The sequence below is a fragment of the Saccharothrix syringae genome (assembly GCF_009498035.1).
GTDB lineage: Bacteria > Actinomycetota > Actinomycetes > Mycobacteriales > Pseudonocardiaceae > Actinosynnema > Actinosynnema syringae.
In genome coordinates this window covers 3,367,708-3,384,567 of sequence record NZ_CP034550.1, presented here as the reverse complement: position 1 = coordinate 3,384,567, position 16,860 = coordinate 3,367,708, and the positions used below count along the sequence as shown (strand labels likewise).

Genomic DNA, 16,860 nt, shown 5'->3' with positions numbered 1-16,860 from the left:
ATGTTGCGTCCGCGCATCAAATACGAGCACCGGCCGGTCCGCCTCGGCGACGGCCACGTGCGGATCGGCGGTGCCCTGCCGGGGGTCGCCGCGACGATCCCGGACCCGGACGGCACGGTGTGGGCGCTGCTCGTCCTTCTCGACGGGTCCCGCACAGTGGGCCAGGCGGTCGCCGACCTGGTCCACCACCACCCCGACGAGCCGCCCGACACGGTCCGCGCGGCCATCGACACGCTGGCCGCCGCCGGTTACCTGGAGGACGCGGACGAACCGGCCCCCGAGGGCCTGACCGACGCCGACCTCGAACGGTACGGCCGGGGCCGGGCGTTGTGGCGGTCGATGGACACGGCACCGCGGACCACGAGCTGGCACGCGCAGCTGGCGCTGCGGCGAGCGCGGGTCACGGTGGTCGGTGTCGGCGGGGTCGGCAGCGCGGCCGCGCTCGCCCTGGCCCAATCCGGGATCGGCGCGCTGCACCTGGTCGAACCGGACGTGGTGGAGTTGTCCAACCTCAACCGGCAGGTCCTCTACACCGAGCACGACCTGGGCCGCCCCAAGGTCGACGCCGCCATCGAGGCGTTGCGGCGGCACAACAGCGATGTGGAGATAACCGGCGAACGGACCACCGTGGACGGGACCGGGGTGTTGCGGCGGTTGGCGACCGGATGCGACGTACTGCTGATGGGCGCCGACACCCCGCGCGCGATCCGGTCGTGGACCAACCGGGCGTGCCTGGCCACCGGTACCGCCTGGGTCGACGGCGGCTACCGCGGGCCCCGGGTGAGCGTCGGCGTGTTCGTGCCCGGCCACGGCCGGTGCCGGGAGTGCGCACGCCCTGCCGCGCAGGCGCGTACTGCCACCCCGGTCGCATTCCGGCCCGGTGACGCCTGGGAGGACGGGGTGCACGCGGTGAACGCAGTGTCGGCCGGGATCGCCGGGCTGTTGTCCGCGCACGCCGTGATGAGCCTGATCACCGGCATCCCCCGGCTCCAGGCCACCCGGTGGGTCACCTACAACCTGGTCACCCTGCGGCACGCCGAAGACGACTGCGAGGCACCGGACCCGGATTGCCCCGCCTGCGGCCCCGCCGCGGCCTGAACCACCGCTCCGCCACGGCCCCGAGGGGTCAGCCGGCAGAAAGGTCGTCAGCCCGGCGCACGAGATGACCGGCGCGCGGGTCACCGAGATCCGACAGGATCCCGGCGGCCCGCCGCAACCGGTCCGCGGCGGCGTCCGGCCGGCCGGTGGCCGTCAGCGACCCGGCCATCGCCTCCAGCACCGAAGCCAGCTGTGGTTTCCTGTCCTCGTGCGTGGCGTAGACGTCCACGACCCGCTCCCACAGTTCGACCGCCGTGTCGTGCCCGCCCAGCCCCTGCCACGCCACCGCCAACTGGTGCCGACCGTATGCGATCGTCAGCACATCGCCGTTGCGGCTGCGCCATTCCCAGGCCCGTCGCGCGTAGTCCAACGCCTCGTCGAACCTACCGCGCGCCACGGCGACCTCGGACAGGTTGCCCCGCACCATCGCCTCGGCCACCTCGTCGCCCACCCGTACGGCGATCTCGCACGAGGCCCGGTAGAACCCATCGGCCTCCTCCGGACGTCCCTGCACCCGCCGCAGGCTCCCCAGCCCCGACAACGCCCACCGGTGCCAGTCGTGGTTCCCCGAGCGCTCCGCCACACCCTGCACGACCCGGTACTCCGCCTCGGCCGCCTCGAACTCCCCGGCGCCCCGGTGACTGTGCCCCTTCAGATCCCGCAGCAGCATCTCGGCCGGGACGTCCCCCGACGCCACCGCGGCGTCCACACCCCGCGACACCGCCTCCACACCCTCTGGCCACCACGCCCGCGGGCCCGACCACAGATGACGCGATGCCACACCCAACGCCACCACCACCGGGTACAGATCCCGCTCCGCAGCCATCCGCTGCACCGCCGACAGCACCGCCCGCTCCCGGCGCAACCAGCCCACCGCCTGCTCCCGGTCCGCCACGAGCGCCGAGACATCTCGCGCCTCCACCGGCATCGGCACCGAAGCCGCCCGCGGGAACAGCCACCGGTCCGCCGCCACCGCGACACCGGCATACCACCCCACCAGGCGCGTCACCGCCTCCTCCCGCCCTCCCGAGGTCTCGTCCAGATCGGCGCGCAACGCGGCATAGTCGTGCAACAGGTCGTGCATCCGGTACCGACGACGGGCCACCGGCTCGACGAGGTGCTGCTCCGCCAGCTCCTCCAGCACGTGGATCGCGGAACGAGAATCCAGCGCGGCCAGCGCGGCAACGGCATGCACCCCGAACTCCGGCACCGGGTGCAACCCCACCAACCTGAACACCCGCGCATGCACCGGGTCGAGCCGGGCGTAGGACCAGTCGAACACCGACCTCACCGCACCCAACCCCCGCCACGACCCGCCCGCCCCGATCAGACCCCGCTGCTCCTCCCGGATCTCCTCCACCACGTCGGCCACCGACAGGAACGGACGCGAGGCCACCCGCGTCGCCGCCACCCGCACCGCCAACGGCAACAGCGCGCACACCTCCGCCAACTCCCCCACCGCATCGGGCTCCGCGGCGGTCCGAGGCCCACCCACCACCCCCTCCACCAAACGCACGGCGTCCGCGGTCTCGAACACGTCCACCGCCACCCGCCGGACCGCCTCCAGCACCACCAGCTCCGACAGCGCACCCCGACTGGTCACCAACGCCAGAGACCCCGCCGCACCGGGCAACAACGGACGCACCTGCTCGGCGGACCCGGCGTTGTCCAACACCACCAGCACTCGCCGCTCCGTCACCAACGACCGGAACAACGCGCCTTGCGCCTCCACGCCCTCGGGCACCCGCCGCTCCGCGACACCGAGCGCGGTGAGGAAGTCCGTCAGCACGACCTGCGGGGCCAACGGGGCGCTCGGGCCGTAGCCGCGCAGGTTCACGAACAACGTGCCGCCTGGAAAACGGTCCTGGACACGGTGCGCCCACCACACCGCCAACGTCGACTTCCCCACTCCAGCCGAACCGTTCAACGCCACGACCACCGCCCCGCCGGTATTTCCCTCCGACTCCGCCAGCAGGGCGTCGAGAGCGGCGACATGGGCACTGCGCCCGCAGAAATCGGGAACCACGGCCGGCAACTGTCGCGGCACCACCACGGCTTCCGGAGCGGGCGGCAACACCACTTGATCGATTCGGCCTGCCTGGACCGACACTCCGTGGACCGTGCCGCCCATGTCGTTGCTGACACCATCGACCATGAGTTCCAAGTCTCTCGCAGAAAGCGCCCGCAAAGCCGGTATGCCACCCGCCCAGCTCATTTGCGTCACCCCAACTGCGGACGAGCCGAGGGCAACCAGCCTCCGCCGCCCACTTACAGCTTCCATTACCCACACGGATGGGGCATACGAGTCGTGGGCAGTCGCGGGCCATCGCGGCAGGAAGGTCGTCTGCATGCCGGGCGGTGATCCGGTGACCTGGTCACCGCATCAACGCGGGAACGACGTGGCCGTGAAACAGATGCACGTCGCCGGCGCGCTACCACCAGGATTTTGGTGACGCCCCGGTGGTCCGCGATCCCGGGGCGCTCGACGACGCGATCGACCTCTTCGAGCAGGGGTTGGCCGGAACGCGTGCCGACGCCCCGGTGCGGTACGCCGACCTGTGCACGTTCTCGGTGGCGTCGGCGAAGCGGGCGCGGCTGCACCCGTTGGTGGTGATCAACGTGGTCGATGCGATGGCCGAGCCGGCCACCGCGTTCGGGGACCGGTGGCACGTCGACTTGGTTGTTCGGCTCGCTTCCCCCTGCCCGACGGCCGGCGAGCCGACCGGTCGAGGGCGAGGGTGCGGTGTCCACGGGTTGCCTTTCGCGGGTCATCCGCCCGAGGAGTGCCCGCGTGCTGCGCCCGGCGGCGCGGTTCGGGCTTCGCGCCGCCGGGCGAGAAGTGCGTCAGTGACGCACTGACTCCGCGGTCAGAAGACGGGCAGTTCGCCGCCGTCGACGACGAGGTTCGCCCCGGTGACCCACTGGGCGCGGTCGGAGGCGAGGTAGGCGACCGCTTCGGCGATGTCGCGCGGGTCTCCCGGTCGGCCGAGGGGGACGGCTGACGTGGTGGCCTCCAGGGGAACGCCCATGGCGTCGGCGAAGGTCTGGCGGATCGCGTCGGCGCCGGGGGTGAGGACGTTGCCGGGCATGACGGTGGCGACGCGGATGCCGACCGGGGCGAGCTCGGCGGCGAGCGCCTTGCCGTAGGCGTTGAGCGCGGCCTTCGCGGCGGCGTAGTGGGCCAACGGTGCCGCCGGCAGGACGGCCGCCCCGGAGGAGATGTTGACCACGACGCCGCCGGCACCGGATTCGCGCAGAGCCGGCAGGAGCGCACCCGTGACCCGCACGGCGGACAGGTAGTTGATGTCGAGGGCGTCGACCCACTCCTCGTCGGGGATCGACGAGATGCCCCCGAGGTGGGCGCGGGCGGCAGCGGCGTTGTTGACGACGATGTCGACGCCGCCGAGTTCACCGAGCGCCGCCGCGGTGAATGCCTGGACGCCGGCGAGGGTGCTGATGTCGCCCGGGATGAAGGTGGCGCCCTTCGGCGTCTCGTCGGTGGCGCTGCGTGCCGTGGTGACGACGCTCGCACCGCCGTCGAGGAACCGCTGGACGATCGCCGCCCCGATGCCGCGGGAGCCACCGGTGACGATCACCCGCTTGCCGGCGAACTCGGAGGGATCGGAAGAGGCAGGAGTTTTGAACATACGGTCCAGAATACACGTTCTGGACCGATCGTCCAGAACGACGTACGCTGGGCGCATGGCCAGGCCGCGGAAGTTCGTTGAAGCCGACGTGCTGGATGCCGCTCGGCAGCGGTTCACCGAGACCGGCTATCACGGCACCTCCGTCGACGACCTGTCACGGGCGACCGGGCTGAGCAAGGGCAGCCTGTACGCGGCGTTCGGCGACAAGCAGGCGCTCTTCCAGCGGGTGTTCGACGACTACTGCGCCGGATCGGACGCGATGGCCGCAGCCCTGGTCGACGGACCCGAGGACGAAGCCCTCATCCGGCTCCGGGCGTGGCTGCACTCACCGGAGATCACCAACCGGTACGGCTGCCTGCTCGCGAAGGGCACCGCGGAGTTGGCATCCGAGAACGACGCGGTCGCCGCGCGGTCGCTGGCGGCCTACGAGACCCTGCTGGACAGCTGTCGCCGGCTCGTCGAGCAGGCCCAGCGCGCCGGGCTCGTCGACCCGGAGGCCGACGCGGAGGCGCTCGGCGGCCTGGTCGTCGCCACGCATCGCGGCCTGGAGGCACTCGCGAAGGCGGGGGTCGCCCCGGCGACGCGGAATCGCATCGCCGATGCGGCGATCGCCGGCATCTCCCGGAAGGCTGCGCGGCCGTGAACGCTGGGTCGTCGGGCGGGTCAACGACCAGTACGTCAAGGTCGCGAAGCTCCTCGGCCAACTGGTCTGGCACGCGCACGACGAGGAGGTCGTGCTGACGCCCGGGCAGTTCTACGTGGTACCCCGAGGCGTGCAGCACAACCCGATTGCCGACGACGAAATGCACGTCGTGCTCATCGAGACCGTGACGACCGCGCACACGGGCGACGTCGTCGTGGAGGGGACCGTGTCGCTTGACGAGCAGGTTGGCAACTTCCGCTGAGACGAACGGTGATGGTTGCTTCTCGTGCTCCGCACTCCCGGCGGGAGATCGCCAACGCGCCGGCCCACCGGCTGCCGCGCCATGATCCTGCTCCACCGCCTCGACAAACCCTCCACACAGGCTTTCAGACACCCTCCACCAGCGCACCACAGACGCCCCGGATGAACGCCACGGCGAACGGGTCATCGACACCACCAGGCCCGCGACCAACCACCACCCGAGACTCGGCAACACCCGATCGCGGTACACGAGCTCGACACCCGCGGAGTGCTCCGCACCCTCATCCTCGACGGTCTCACCAACGAGTACAGACAAGCCGCTCGACCAGCAGTACGGACGGCGGGGTGAACCGCGCGTAACGTTTCCACCCCACCGTCGTTGTCGTCGTCCACTCGACGGAGAACCGGATCAATCACCACCGGTACGACGTCGTCGTGCAGGTCAACAAGCCCCAGAGCGGTTCCCGAGCACTCGACGATCCCTGCGTCCAACGGCGGAACACCGCGCCCGACAATTCAACGCCTCCAACAGGTTTTCCCGGCGACCCGGACGCGTGGTGGCGATGACGCGAGGAGTCGCGTTCCTCACCCGCGAACGCGTCGTCGACCGCTGTCCCAGGCCCGGTAGTGCTTTCCGGGATCGTCGGTGAACGAGACGTGCCTCGGCCGCCAGCCGAGCAGCCGGTGCGCCTTGGCACTGGACACGAGCTCGTCCTGGTCCGCTGCCACCTGCATGATCCCACCCGCCTCCGCGGGCTCCAGCCGGATCTCACCGGTGAAGCCCGCCGCCCGGACGGCGACCCGTTGCACGTCCAGCGCGGTCAGGCGCTGGTCGTCGGCGATCACGAACACCTCGCCGGCGGGCTCGCGGTCGAGGACGCGCACGTAGGCTTCGGCGAGGTCGTCGACGTGCACCCAGCTCCACCGCTTGGTGGTGTCACCGTAGAACACGGGCGTGCCCGCCTCGGCCGCGGCGAACCACTGCGCGGTCATGGAGGTGGTGGCCGTGCCGCCGTACATGAAGCCGGGACGCACGACCGTGTGCGCCAGGCCGCTCGCCGCGAGCTCGCCCTCCAGCGCGAACCGGAACCCGATCGGGCTCTCCGGGTTGCCCGGCGTGTTCTCGTCCATGAGGGCCACGCCCGTGCGGCCGTAGGCGGAGATGCCGGTCGTGTAGACGAGGTGGCGTCGTCGGCCGTCCCGCTTCTCGGCCTCGGCGATCTCGGCGAACAGCCCGCGGTCGATGCCCGCCGGGTCGTCGAGGTCCATGACCAGGTGCACGACGGCGTCGGTGCCGTCGAGGTGGGGGCGCCAGGTGTCCGGCTCGGCGAGGTCGCCCGCGACGGGCATGACCTCGTCGACGACCAGGTCCTGGGCGGTCGACGGGTCGCGGGTGAGGCCGAGGACGGTGTGCCCGGCGCGGGCGAGGGCGGCGGAGACGCGGCGGCCGGCGTAGCCGGTGGCGCCCGTGACGAGGATCTGCATTGGTTCCGGCTCCGTGGTCAGGCGGCGAAGAAGCGGGTCAGCACGTCGGCGGTGGCGTGCGGGTTGTCGGCGGCGTAGGTGTGGGCGGCGTCGGGCACGATCTCGGCGCGCACGTCGGTCGCGGCCTCGCGGGCGCCGTTGAGCAGGACGTCCGACGGCAGGCCGTACTCGCCGTGCAGCACGAGCACCGGGACCTCGACCTTGCCGCCGGCGCGCGCGTTGCGGCCGTCTTCCAGCACCGTGGCGTAGTGCTCGAACCCGCCGCGCATGCCGCCGGGCCGGGTGAGGGTGCGCAGCAGTTCGGCGTGGTCGTCCTCGGTGATGCCGCCGCGGATCATCTGCCGGTAGAACCAGGACAGGTACTGCTCCTCGCGGCCCTCGACGAGCTTCGCCGCGAACTCGCTCTCGGCGTGGAAGCCGAAGTGCCACAGGTACGACAGGTGCTCCTCCAGGCCGAAGCCGGGCAGGAAGCACTCGCTGAGCACCAGCCTGGTCACGTCCCGCGGGTAGCGCTGGGCCCAGGCGTGCACGGTCATGGTGCCGACGTCGGTGCCGAGCACGAACGCGTTGTCGTGGCCGAGGTGGCGCAGCAGCCGGTGCAGGTCGTCGGCCTCGTCCTGCTTGGTCCAGTGCCCGTCGGGGATCGACGAGTCGCCGGAGCCCCGCAGGTCCGGTGCGACGACCCGGAAGCCGCGTGCGGCCAGCAGCGGTAGCAGTGCGCGGAACTCGATCCAGCTGAACGGCCAGCCGTGCACGAGCACGAGCAGCGGTCCCTCTCCGCCGATCACGTAGTGCAGTTTCACGCCGTTGACCTCGGCATACGCGTGTTCGAACCCCTCCGGCGCCGACGCTGGAGACCTCATGCGATCACCCCTTAGCTTGCTTGCCTAAGCAAGGAATACTCCCTATTGCTTGGTTAGGCAAGTAACCTGTGAGCGTGACCGCACCCACTCCGCTATCGCCCGACGAGAACCGGCTCTGGCAGAGCCTCGGCCGCCTGGTGCACGCGTTGCCCCGCGCGCTGGAGGACGACATGTCGCGCACCGGCGTGACGATGACCGAGTTCGCCGTGCTGCTGCTGTTGAGCGAGGCACCCGGCCGCCGGTTGCGGATGTCGGCGCTCGCCGCCCGGGCGGGGCTCACCGCGTCCCGCATCACCAGGGTCGTCGACGGGCTCGGCAAGCACGGTCTCGTGCAGAAGGAGCGCCACGGCGAGGACGCGCGCGGCAACGACGCGATCCTGACCGACGAGGGACTGCGGGTGATGCAGGCGGCTCAGCCGTCGTACCTGACCAGCGCGCGCAAGCGGGTGCTCGACCGGATCCCGCCCGAACTGCTGCCGGACCTGGCCAGGACCATCACGGCGTTGGCCGACGAGCTGACCTAGCTTGAGATTTAACGAGCGACGGTCGGCCGCCGGACCCGGTTGATCATGGAAGAGCCCTTGGTTGATCATCCTTCTTGCGACAGTTAGAAGATCGACCAGAGGCCGCGGTGGCCAGTGTGCACGACGCCGACCACAGGACGGCGAGTGGGGTGTTGGGTCGGTTCCGAACCGAGTTCCACCGGTGTCTGACCAGGCGGTCGGCTGCGTTGTTCGAGCCAGCCGAGGCGATGCTGTACGCGGACGGGCCGGTGCGCTCGCCGGCGGAATTGTCGCTGGTGGGTGAACGCCGTCGCGGGCACGGCAGCGTCTATGCCGCGCTGGCGCGCGGCGAGGTGGACACCGAGGGACATCACCGCCTGGCTGCGTCCGGAAGCCCACACCTCGCCGCAGCGGATCCTGTGCCACACCTACGGGCAGAGCAGGGATCAGCACGTGATGGGCCGGGATGGCCCTGTTCGATCGTCGTCGCCCTGAAGACCGGACGCGGTTCCTGGACCGCGCCGTTGGACGCGGTGCGCCTGGCGCCGGGCGACGACGCCGCGACAGTGACCGCCGCGCAGCTGCGCCGGGTGGTGGGCGCGCTGGTCGAGTTCGGCCACCACCGGCCGGATGACCCGGACATCCTGATCGTGGCCGACGCAGGCTACGACGGTCCCCGTCTGGCGTTCCTGTTGGCCGGTCTGCCGGTGGCGGTGCTGGTGCGGATGCGGTCGGACCGCGTGCTGCGCCGGGCCACCCTGCCGCGTCCGCCGGGTACGTGGGGTCGTCCGCGGCGTCACGGTGACGAGTTCGTCTTCGGCGACCCGGCCGCCCGGGGTACGCCACAGGTGCGGTCACGGACCAGGATCCGCCTTTACGCCCTGGCCCGCGTCCGGGCCAGGGACCGGCTGCACCCGCGGCTGCCCCACCGCTCGGCCTGGGCGGCGGGCGAGGACGGACTGCCGATCATCGAGGGCGCCGTGATCCGGCTTCAAGTGCAGCGGCTGCCCTCCGGGGCGATCCCGAAACCGGTCTGGCTGTGGCACTCCAACGTCGACCTCGACACCGGCGAGGTCGACCGGTGTTGGCAGGCGTTCCTGCGCCGCTTCGACATCGAGCACACCTTCCGCATGCTCAAACAGACCCTGGGCCGGACCCACCCGAAGATCCACGACCCGTGAGCGGCCGACCGGTGGACATGGCTGGTCCTGGCCGCCGACCTACGTCGTCCTTGGGAGAAACCCGCCTCACCCGACCGGCTCACTCCCGCTCGCGTCCGCCGCGCCTTTCGGCACCTGCGCCGACACACCACCCGCCCGACCGGTGCACCAAAACCCACCCGCCCCGGCCCAGGGCGACCGGCCGGACACCCCAACCACCGGCCCGCCACCCGCCACGACGTGCACTTGGTGTCCGTACTGGAAGCCACAAAACGACGTGCCCGCAACGGAACGCAGTCGACCACACCGAACCGGTTGAATCTCAAGCCAAAACCGCGTCGGTCAGAACTGCATGGTGTCAGCGTCGCAGTTCACCCGGACATACTGGATGGCAGCGATCACCGCCGGGCACTCCTCGCCGAGTACCCGGCGGGCCCCCTCCACCGTGTACGCGTGCCACACCGCCGACTCGCTCTCCTCACCCAGGCTGCGCAGATCCGCTGACAGGTTGAGCGCGACTACCGCAGCCTGCTTGATCAGCGGGCCGACGTCCGTGGCAGGGTCCGTCGGGGCGCCGACACCGAGCTTGCGCACGTGCGCCACCACCGTCTCGGCCAACGCGGGGTAGATGTCGGCGTGGGCGTAGACGCGCTGGACCGAGATGCACGACTGCCCGCCCTGGTACATCACGAACGTGGCGATGCGCGAGGCGGCGAAGTCCAGGTCGTCCCAGTCCGGGCACACCACCGCGGCGACGTTGCCGCCCAGCTCCAGCACCACGTGCTTGCGCGGCACCCGCCCCAGGATCGAATACCCACCGACCCCGAACCGGTGAACGACACCACCGGCAATCTCGGACCCTCCGCCAACATCCCACGACCTCGTTGGGCACCGGCAGCACCGCTCTCAGGCAACTTCGCCTCGGCCGGCAACGAGGCCGGCAGCAACATGACCGGAAATGTCCGCCTGCACCACGAAGATGCCTTCAACCCTGGGAAATCAGGCTCAGAAGCCGGTCGAAAACCGATTCGCAGACCTTTCCGGAGACCATTCTTCCGCTTTTTTCCGCAGAGTACAGCCATAGCTGGAAAACACAACGGCCCGACCGGTGGACGGTGCCTACAGAAAAGGAACCAACCCCACCCGACGGGCCGTCGCGCTACCCACTCAGGTCAACTCCCAGGACCGCGAACCGCTCAATCCGTTTGAATCGACACCTGGTATGCGGCGTCATCCAGGACCTCGTTCCAAGGCTTGATGCCCTCCGCCTCGCATTCCTTGACGAGAGCTTGGCGGATCTCCCCCACCGGGCGCCCCCGATGGGTGAGCCGAACCGCATCCAGCGCTCGACGGAACTTGTTTGCGTGCTCCCAGACCTCCGGCGAGATGTCGTCGTACTCACTCGACATCGGAGATTCTCCGTTTTCTCGCACTGGCCACCTCCGTCGCACCTGTCAAGCTACTACCCGTGATCACAGATTAGAAAGTCCTACGGTGGATGAGTTCCAGGTGCGGCATCGCACCACCGCCGAAGATGTGTTCAATCCTACCCGTCGTCTCATCGGTCACGTGAGTCGAGATGTGCCCTTCGTTCGTCAACCGGTTGTAGATGCAAGCGCACGTACGGAAAATCAGGATTGACGAGTCCTGCCCTGATGGAGTTCGTGATCGCGCGAAGGTAGCCGCAGCGCTCAAGGTTTCCGATTCTCCGGCGCCATGCACCTGGTAAGTGAACAACTTTCCAGGCTGCCCCAGACTGCCTCCGTGGAAGCCGGCACGAGCACCGTCGGCACTGAGGCCGTTGGCCTCGATGTTGTCCGCGTGCGCGGCCGACGTGCCGTGGACGAAGTCCATGTTGTCGCCACAGTTGTGCACGAGCATGTCGTCCACACCGATAACGACGTAGTAGGTGTGGACGCCTTCGACCGTGAGGTCGTAGACCGGCTCGAAGTGCGTGTAGCGGTCAACATCGGTGACGACCGGTGAAGTGCCGTCGGCCGAGGTCAGGACCTGGCCGGGCTTGAGGTCGCCGATGTTGACGAAGCGGCCTTCGGCGTCGACCCAGACCGGGTGCCAGGAGGTGGCGTCCACGCTGCCCGTGGCGCCGTCCTGGCTGGCGACGGTCAGCTTGGTCATGTCGCCTTCGTCGTCGTGGACGATGGTGCCGACGACCTCGCGGTTGGTGGTCTCCCCCGTGGCCGGGTCGGTGGCCTTGACTTCGCCGCCGATCTTCACTTCCGAGATTGGCTTGGTCGAACCATCAGCCATCAACACCCGGGTTCCGGCCACGAAGCTGTGCCAAGCACAGCTCCCGCCTCCGGAGGAGGTCTTCTGGAACTTCTCGGTGACGGCCCGGGCCGCCTGTTCGGCGATGCCCTGGACGCGGCGCAGCACGCCCTGGGCCTTGCTGACGATGGAGGCGAGTCGGTCGACGGCTTTGATGGCGTTCCAGCCGGCTTCGAGGATCTTGCCGACCTTGCCCCACGGGACCAGGCCGGCGACGAGTCCGGCGCAGCCCCAGATGTCGCCCTTGGTGAAGCAGTCGACGATGTCGTTCCAGCCCGAGATCTCCTTCAGGACGTCCCAGGCGACCTCCTTGATCACATCCCACTTGGTCTTGTGGGCATCGGCCAGGGCTCTTTGGTAGTCCTCCCAGCTGACGCCCTGCTGGGTCATCGCCTGTTCGGTCTCGGCCTTGACGGCGGCGGTGTACTGCTGAACCGCCCGCCGGTACGACTGGACGGACCGCTTCTCCTTCTCGTGTTGAGCCTGCTGCGCGTCCTTGTCCCCGCTGAACATGCGCCTGTCGAGGCCGCACATCACGCCGTCGGGGCCGCAGTCGCGGATCAGGCCGGTGGGGTCGCTGAAGGTGACCGGGCTGTTGTTGGCGTAGGCGTAGCCGTTGAGCTGCTGCGGGTCGTTGTTGTCGATGACCGGGTCGGCGGAGAGGAACCGGCCCGAGGCGTTGTCGTACAGGCGTGCGCCGACCTGGGTCAGGCCCGACTCGTCGTTGCGACCGCCGACGAACCCGAGGCGGTCGGGCCATGACGGGGGTGCGGTGCCGCGGTTGGCGCCGTAGGGGGTCTGGCGGCGTTGGGTGACGGTGAGGTTGGCGTCCTTGGCGACGGTGATCTGGTTGGTGCCCTGGTGGTCCGGGATCAGCCACTTCAGGCCCGTCACGCTGTTGCGCACCGCCACGGTCTGGTCGCCGTGGGAGTACCAGCGGGTCCACGACGGGATGCTGGTGCCGGTTTCCAGGCGGATCTCCTGGCCGAACACGTACAGCGTCGTCGCGGACGGTTCGCGACTGATCAACCGCGAGCCGTCGGCGTCGTAGAGGTACTTCGACTCCTTGCCGTCCGGGTTGACCCTCGTTCGCCGCGACCTCCCAGCCGTAGCGCCGGGCCATGCGCTCGGTGAACGCGGCGCGCAGCGGGTTGCCGCCGGGCCGGTCGGGGTAGCCCGGGCCGCCGGTGCGCACCGCGTGCGCGAGGGCGTCCGCCACCACCGGCGGCACGGGGAGGTCCATGTCGGCGACCCAGGCGGGCAGCACGTCGTCGAACAGCGGGTCGCAGCACACCGGCGTTGGTCAATTGCGCGCTCCGAGGCCGGTGAAGTACAGGTACTCGTCGATGGTCACGGAACCCGCTCGCACTTCCCCGAACAAGCAACCATTCAGACAGTGACAGAATCTGGAGAGTCTTCCTCGTCACTGTCAACATGGTGACGCATCGGCCGGCGCCGGCCTCGTGGCCGTAGTGCGCGCGACTTCCACAGCGGAACAGCGGTGGCGTGGTACCGCGTGACTCACCCTCCGAAGAGCTTGTTGAGCTGCCAGTTCTGGTAGTTGCCGCCGTTGCACTGCAGCGGGTAGATCTCCTTGGCGCTGTTGGAGTCCAGGCAGACTCCGAAGAGCTTGTTGACCCGTCGGTCACCCGACTTGACCCACTCCATGGGTGAGTCCTTCCCGGTACCGCAGGAGGTGGTCGCGACGAAGGGGTTCTCGACGATGCCCACGGCGAGGCACCTGCCGGTCGCCACGTTCCTGATCGTGTGCGTGCCCACTGCCTCGTCGAAGGTGAACACCCACTGCTGGTACCTGTTGGCCGAGGCGCACGTCGACGTGTAGACCTTCCCCTGCGCGTTGGAGTCCAGGCAGAAACCGGTCTGCTTGTTCTGGAGGGTGCCGTACAGGGTGACGGTCGCGGCCTGCGCCGGCGCCGACAGCAACCCGACAGCGACGGCGATGACGCCGATCAACGTGGTGATACGGAGAAAACGCATGACACCTTCTCATTGGTCAGTGGTTGACGAGGCCGGCGCCACGTCGGGCGGAACGGACGGCACCGGACACCGGGAACCGCCGGAGGCCCACCCGAACCGCCCCGAAGTCTGGATCATCAGTGGTGACCGCGCGAAGACCGCCATCGACCGCTCTGCCTCAACGCGCAAGGGGGTGTGCCCCGACTTCACGTGGTGCACGCCGTCCGACCCGACCCGCATCGCCCGGGGCGGAAACCACCGGCGAGCCCGTTCCTCGGCTGCCTGATCGGGCACCGCGTGATTTTCCTTCGCGCACAATGGGTCCACAGCCTCGCCGCGCGGGTTGTAGCGCGTTTATCCTTCCCATGCGCCTGGTCATCCCCGGCGAGGGAGGCTGGTGAGCGGTGGACGGGACAACCTGTGCCGGCGGTTCCGCGGGATCATTCCCCGACCCGGTGCCCATGCCGGAGGTCGACGTCCGCGGGTTCGCGCCCGCATTCCCCGGTGTGGGTTCCGACGAGCTGGCAGGGCTCTCGACCGCCGCCACCGCGTTCGCCTCGTCCGTCCTGCGAGGAGCGCCAGCCGCAGTGGAGGGCTACCGGGTCGCGGTGGGCCTGCTGCCCGTCCCCCTCGGCGTGCGGGAAGCATTGCGCGCCAACCCGGTGTGGTGCCCGGTGGCACCCGGCACCCCTGGGCACCACCGGGCCGGCTCACCGGAGTGCGCGGCCGCTGACGACGTACCGCTGCCGGCGCGGCTGAGGGTGGCCTTCGCCCGTGTGCTGCTGGTGGCGATGGGTCGGCTCGGTGGCGCGGCCGGGACCGCGGACCGGCTGGCGCGGTCGGTTGAGCACCTGGTGGTGGCCGAGTCCCTGGTGAACGGGGTAACCCGCTGGCGCGAGGACGCCCTGACCGGCGAGCCGTCGCCGGTCCTGGCGCTGGCAGCGCGGTTCGCCGGGCTGGGCGGGTGGCCGTCGAGCTGCCGGTCGGCCGCCGAGGTGGATCGGCTCGGGCGCGCCCTGCACCTGGACGGGGTCGCCGCCGAGGCGCTCGACCGCGCTTCGGCGGCGGTCGCGGCGGCCGGTGTCGCCGCCGACGGGCTGCCGGTCGGTGCGTGGCTGGCCCACGTGGACCTGGTGGGGCGTGAAATCACGATGCGGCGCGGGCTTCTCCCCGGAACCGCCCCACGAGACGCCTTTCCTGAGGGTCACGTAGTCACGGTTCCCTTCCCGAGCGGTCCTCGGCGGGTTCTCGTCCACGCCGGTCCGCGCACCCCGTCGGAACACGAGCGGTCGGCGGTCCCGCCCCGGGGGGACGGTGATCTCCTCGCCCGCCTCCTGGTGGCGAACGCGCTGGTCGAGGTCGGCCACCCGGTCGCCGGCGGCGGGCCGGACGGGTACCCGGACCGCGAAGTCGAGCGCCTGCTGGCCGGTCGTCGCCCCGGGCGGGTGCTGTGGGCTTGCCTGCCCGACGTCCCCGACCTGCCCGACGACTCGTGTGATGTCGACGTCCTCGCGGAGGTCCTGAGGCTGCTGGTCGGCACGGGCCGCGCGCACGCCCTCCGCGAGGAGGTCGAGGGAGCGCTGCGGTGGGCGTTCCCGACGAACGGCAGTCCTCGCGGGAGCGGCGCGACCGATCCCGGAGCACTGGCCAACCTCCTGCACGCCGGCCTGGAGTTCGGCGCGGACCTGCCCGTCGAGCGGGTGCTGGACCGCTTGTGCTCGGCCCAGTCGCCGGACGGCGGCTGGGTGTCCGGGCGGTGGCCCGGCACGCTCCACGGCACCCGTGCGTGCATGAGGGTCATCGGGGCGCTGCGCGGTCGTTGGGCCCCTCCCGTGGAACTCGGCGCCCGGCACGTGCTGGCCGCGCAGCTCCCGGACGGGGGCTGGGCCCGTGCGGGTGGCCGGGCCGCCGACCCCCTGAGCACCGCGGTGGCACTGCTCGCCCTGGCGGAGGCGCCGGGCACCGGACCGGTGCTGGACGCGGCGGCCGCCGGGATCGGTTGGCTGCGCGACCCGGTGCGGTCGCACGCGGGCTTCCCGGCGACGCACCGGCCGGACGCAGCGGCACCCGGGAGCACCGATCCCACCGCGGTGCTGGTGCGCCAGGCGGCCGTCCGCTGGAACCGGCTCGGGTGAGGCGACCACGCCGCTGCCGGACGAACCCCGGTCAGCCGGTCGGTTCCGCCGGTCGCACGGGCCGCCCGGCGTAGGTGCGCAGGTACTCGAAGGTCTCGCCCTCGGGGAACACCTCGGCGAGGGCCGGGTTCACGTCGGCCACCCACCCACCCGACCGTCGCAGTGGTGTGGGTCGAGTACGTGAACGGGCCGGGGTCGGTCCACCCGTCCGACACCCGCAGGAACGCCCGGTAGCCGGCCGACGGCCCAGGCGCTCCTCCAGGGCCAGGAGGGTGTTCTCGTCCGCTCCCGCGAAGCCCAGCCGGCCGGACTCGACCTGCTCCAGGTCGTCCTCGTCGGCGACGCGCCGGTAGTCGGCGCTGTAGGAGCTCGGGAAGGCGCGCCACTGGGCGGGCGTCCGGGGCACGTCCGCGCGCGGGCCCGGTGCTCCAGCGCTCGGCGCCGTCGACGTCGAGCAGCACCACGTCGCCGTCGTCGCGCACGACGAGCCGCCGCACGGGCGTGCCGTTCGTCCCGGAGGCCCACAGCGCGTGGCCGACTTACGGTCCACTTCGGACCGGGGGGCGACGACGCGGCTTCGGGCAGCAGCCGGTTCCCGTTGGGGCAGGGCGCGGGGCGGGTCGTCCCGGCGCCGTCCGCCGATCACCCGGACTTCGCCGCGAACCGTCCGAGAACGCGCAGGAGGAGCATCCTGCGCCTCACCCCCGTCCTCCGCAAGTCTCCGGTCGCCCTGACCGCGGCGGCGTCGACGTACACCTTCCAGCTCTGCAACCCCGCCGACGAGTACAACTTCTACGCCGCC

15 protein-coding genes and 1 pseudogene are annotated in these 16,860 nt (G+C 70.6%); 7 read left to right on the top strand and 9 right to left on the bottom strand.

The features are described from left to right. Complete coding sequence (locus EKG83_RS15270) at window positions 1-1,098, top strand: HesA/MoeB/ThiF family protein (RefSeq protein ID WP_033433207.1); 1,098 nt, start codon at window positions 1-3, stop codon at window positions 1,096-1,098. 28 nt (window positions 1,099-1,126) lie between these two features. On the opposite strand, the gene EKG83_RS15265 is transcribed toward EKG83_RS15270, so the two are convergent. Continuing rightward, window positions 1,127-3,253, bottom strand: a complete 2,127-nt coding sequence (locus EKG83_RS15265) for a tetratricopeptide repeat protein (protein WP_194283022.1) — start codon at window positions 3,251-3,253, stop codon at window positions 1,127-1,129. A 305-nt stretch (window positions 3,254-3,558) separates the two neighbouring features. On the opposite strand from EKG83_RS15265, the gene EKG83_RS15260 reads away from it, so the two are divergent. Next, window positions 3,559-3,957 (top strand): hypothetical protein, encoded by a 399-nt coding sequence (locus tag EKG83_RS15260; RefSeq protein WP_033433208.1) that lies wholly within the window; start codon window positions 3,559-3,561, stop codon window positions 3,955-3,957. A gap of 8 nt (window positions 3,958-3,965) precedes the next feature. Here the strand turns inward: EKG83_RS15260 and EKG83_RS15255 are convergent, their stop codons facing one another. Next, window positions 3,966-4,802, bottom strand: a complete 837-nt coding sequence (locus EKG83_RS15255) for an oxidoreductase (RefSeq protein WP_228122624.1) — start codon at window positions 4,800-4,802, stop codon at window positions 3,966-3,968. On the opposite strand from EKG83_RS15255, the gene EKG83_RS15250 reads away from it, so the two are divergent. After that, the gene (locus EKG83_RS15250) at window positions 4,801-5,388 is read left to right on the top strand and encodes a TetR/AcrR family transcriptional regulator (protein ID WP_033433210.1); all 588 of its coding nucleotides are present in this window, start codon (window positions 4,801-4,803) and stop codon (window positions 5,386-5,388) included. The two genes, EKG83_RS15255 and EKG83_RS15250, sit on opposite strands and share 2 nt — an antisense overlap. Beyond that, complete coding sequence (locus EKG83_RS15245) at window positions 5,345-5,650, top strand: cupin domain-containing protein (RefSeq protein WP_051766425.1); 306 nt, start codon at window positions 5,345-5,347, stop codon at window positions 5,648-5,650. Before EKG83_RS15250 ends, EKG83_RS15245 begins: the two co-directional genes overlap by 44 nt. A gap of 584 nt (window positions 5,651-6,234) precedes the next feature. Here EKG83_RS15245 and EKG83_RS15240 read toward each other — a convergent pair. Both EKG83_RS15240 and EKG83_RS15235 read right to left on the bottom strand, forming a co-directional pair. Next, window positions 6,235-7,134, bottom strand: a complete 900-nt coding sequence (locus EKG83_RS15240) for an NAD-dependent epimerase/dehydratase family protein (RefSeq protein ID WP_033433212.1) — start codon at window positions 7,132-7,134, stop codon at window positions 6,235-6,237. 17 nt (window positions 7,135-7,151) lie between these two features. After that, a complete protein-coding gene (locus EKG83_RS15235; protein ID WP_084716803.1) occupies window positions 7,152-7,997 on the bottom strand; it encodes an alpha/beta fold hydrolase in 846 nt (281 codons plus the stop codon). Between the two features lie 74 nt (window positions 7,998-8,071). Here EKG83_RS15235 and EKG83_RS15230 point away from each other — a divergent pair, with 74 nt between their 5' ends. Further along, window positions 8,072-8,521, top strand: a complete 450-nt coding sequence (locus EKG83_RS15230) for a MarR family winged helix-turn-helix transcriptional regulator (protein WP_033433255.1) — start codon at window positions 8,072-8,074, stop codon at window positions 8,519-8,521. Between the two features lie 206 nt (window positions 8,522-8,727). Next, window positions 8,728-9,681 (top strand): transposase, encoded by a 954-nt coding sequence (locus EKG83_RS15225; RefSeq protein WP_228122623.1) that lies wholly within the window; start codon window positions 8,728-8,730, stop codon window positions 9,679-9,681. A 486-nt stretch (window positions 9,682-10,167) separates the two neighbouring features. On the opposite strand, the pseudogene EKG83_RS47765 reads toward EKG83_RS15225, so the two are convergent. The 4 genes and pseudogenes from EKG83_RS47765 to EKG83_RS15205 form a co-directional block, all read right to left on the bottom strand. Continuing rightward, window positions 10,168-10,564 (bottom strand): annotated as a pseudogene (locus EKG83_RS47765) (aldehyde dehydrogenase family protein); the annotation flags it as partial. 292 nt (window positions 10,565-10,856) lie between these two features. After that, window positions 10,857-11,069 carry a hypothetical protein gene (locus EKG83_RS15215; protein ID WP_033433213.1) on the bottom strand — a complete coding sequence of 71 codons (213 nt, stop codon included), beginning with the start codon at window positions 11,067-11,069 and terminating at the stop codon, window positions 10,857-10,859. 70 nt (window positions 11,070-11,139) lie between these two features. Further along, window positions 11,140-12,975 carry an RHS repeat-associated core domain-containing protein gene (locus tag EKG83_RS15210; protein WP_153278125.1) on the bottom strand — a complete coding sequence of 612 codons (1,836 nt, stop codon included), beginning with the start codon at window positions 12,973-12,975 and terminating at the stop codon, window positions 11,140-11,142. 492 nt (window positions 12,976-13,467) lie between these two features. Beyond that, entirely contained in the window at window positions 13,468-13,944 is a 477-nt protein-coding gene (locus EKG83_RS15205) for an RICIN domain-containing protein (RefSeq protein ID WP_084716805.1), read from the bottom strand. Between the two features lie 440 nt (window positions 13,945-14,384). Between EKG83_RS15205 and EKG83_RS15200 the strand changes: the two genes are divergently transcribed. Further along, window positions 14,385-16,058: a prenyltransferase/squalene oxidase repeat-containing protein gene (locus EKG83_RS15200; protein ID WP_033433217.1), complete on the top strand. Its 1,674-nt coding sequence runs from the start codon at window positions 14,385-14,387 to the stop codon at window positions 16,056-16,058. Between the two features lie 31 nt (window positions 16,059-16,089). Here EKG83_RS15200 and EKG83_RS15195 read toward each other — a convergent pair whose 3' ends face one another. After that, window positions 16,090-16,464 carry a hypothetical protein gene (locus tag EKG83_RS15195; protein WP_153278123.1) on the bottom strand — a complete coding sequence of 125 codons (375 nt, stop codon included), beginning with the start codon at window positions 16,462-16,464 and terminating at the stop codon, window positions 16,090-16,092. Window positions 16,465-16,860: the final 396 nt, after the last annotated feature.

Excerpts from the sequence above, each read along its gene's own strand:
- EKG83_RS15270 (WP_033433207.1), top strand. The coding sequence starts at position 1 with ATGTTGCGTCCGCGCATCAAATACGAGCACCGGCCGGTCCGCCTCGGC.
- EKG83_RS15265 (WP_194283022.1), bottom strand. The coding sequence starts at position 3,253 with ATGGTCGATGGTGTCAGCAACGACATGGGCGGCACGGTCCACGGAGTG.
- EKG83_RS15250 (WP_033433210.1), top strand. The coding sequence starts at position 4,801 with ATGGCCAGGCCGCGGAAGTTCGTTGAAGCCGACGTGCTGGATGCCGCT.
- EKG83_RS15255 (WP_228122624.1), bottom strand. The coding sequence starts at position 4,802 with ATGCGCCCAGCGTACGTCGTTCTGGACGATCGGTCCAGAACGTGTATT.
- EKG83_RS15245 (WP_051766425.1), top strand. The coding sequence starts at position 5,345 with ATGCGGCGATCGCCGGCATCTCCCGGAAGGCTGCGCGGCCGTGAACGC.
- EKG83_RS15240 (WP_033433212.1), bottom strand. The coding sequence starts at position 7,134 with ATGCAGATCCTCGTCACGGGCGCCACCGGCTACGCCGGCCGCCGCGTC.
- EKG83_RS15235 (WP_084716803.1), bottom strand. The coding sequence starts at position 7,997 with ATGAGGTCTCCAGCGTCGGCGCCGGAGGGGTTCGAACACGCGTATGCC.
- EKG83_RS15215 (WP_033433213.1), bottom strand. The coding sequence starts at position 11,069 with ATGTCGAGTGAGTACGACGACATCTCGCCGGAGGTCTGGGAGCACGCA.
- EKG83_RS15205 (WP_084716805.1), bottom strand. The coding sequence starts at position 13,944 with ATGCGTTTTCTCCGTATCACCACGTTGATCGGCGTCATCGCCGTCGCT.
- EKG83_RS15200 (WP_033433217.1), top strand. The coding sequence starts at position 14,385 with ATGCCGGAGGTCGACGTCCGCGGGTTCGCGCCCGCATTCCCCGGTGTG.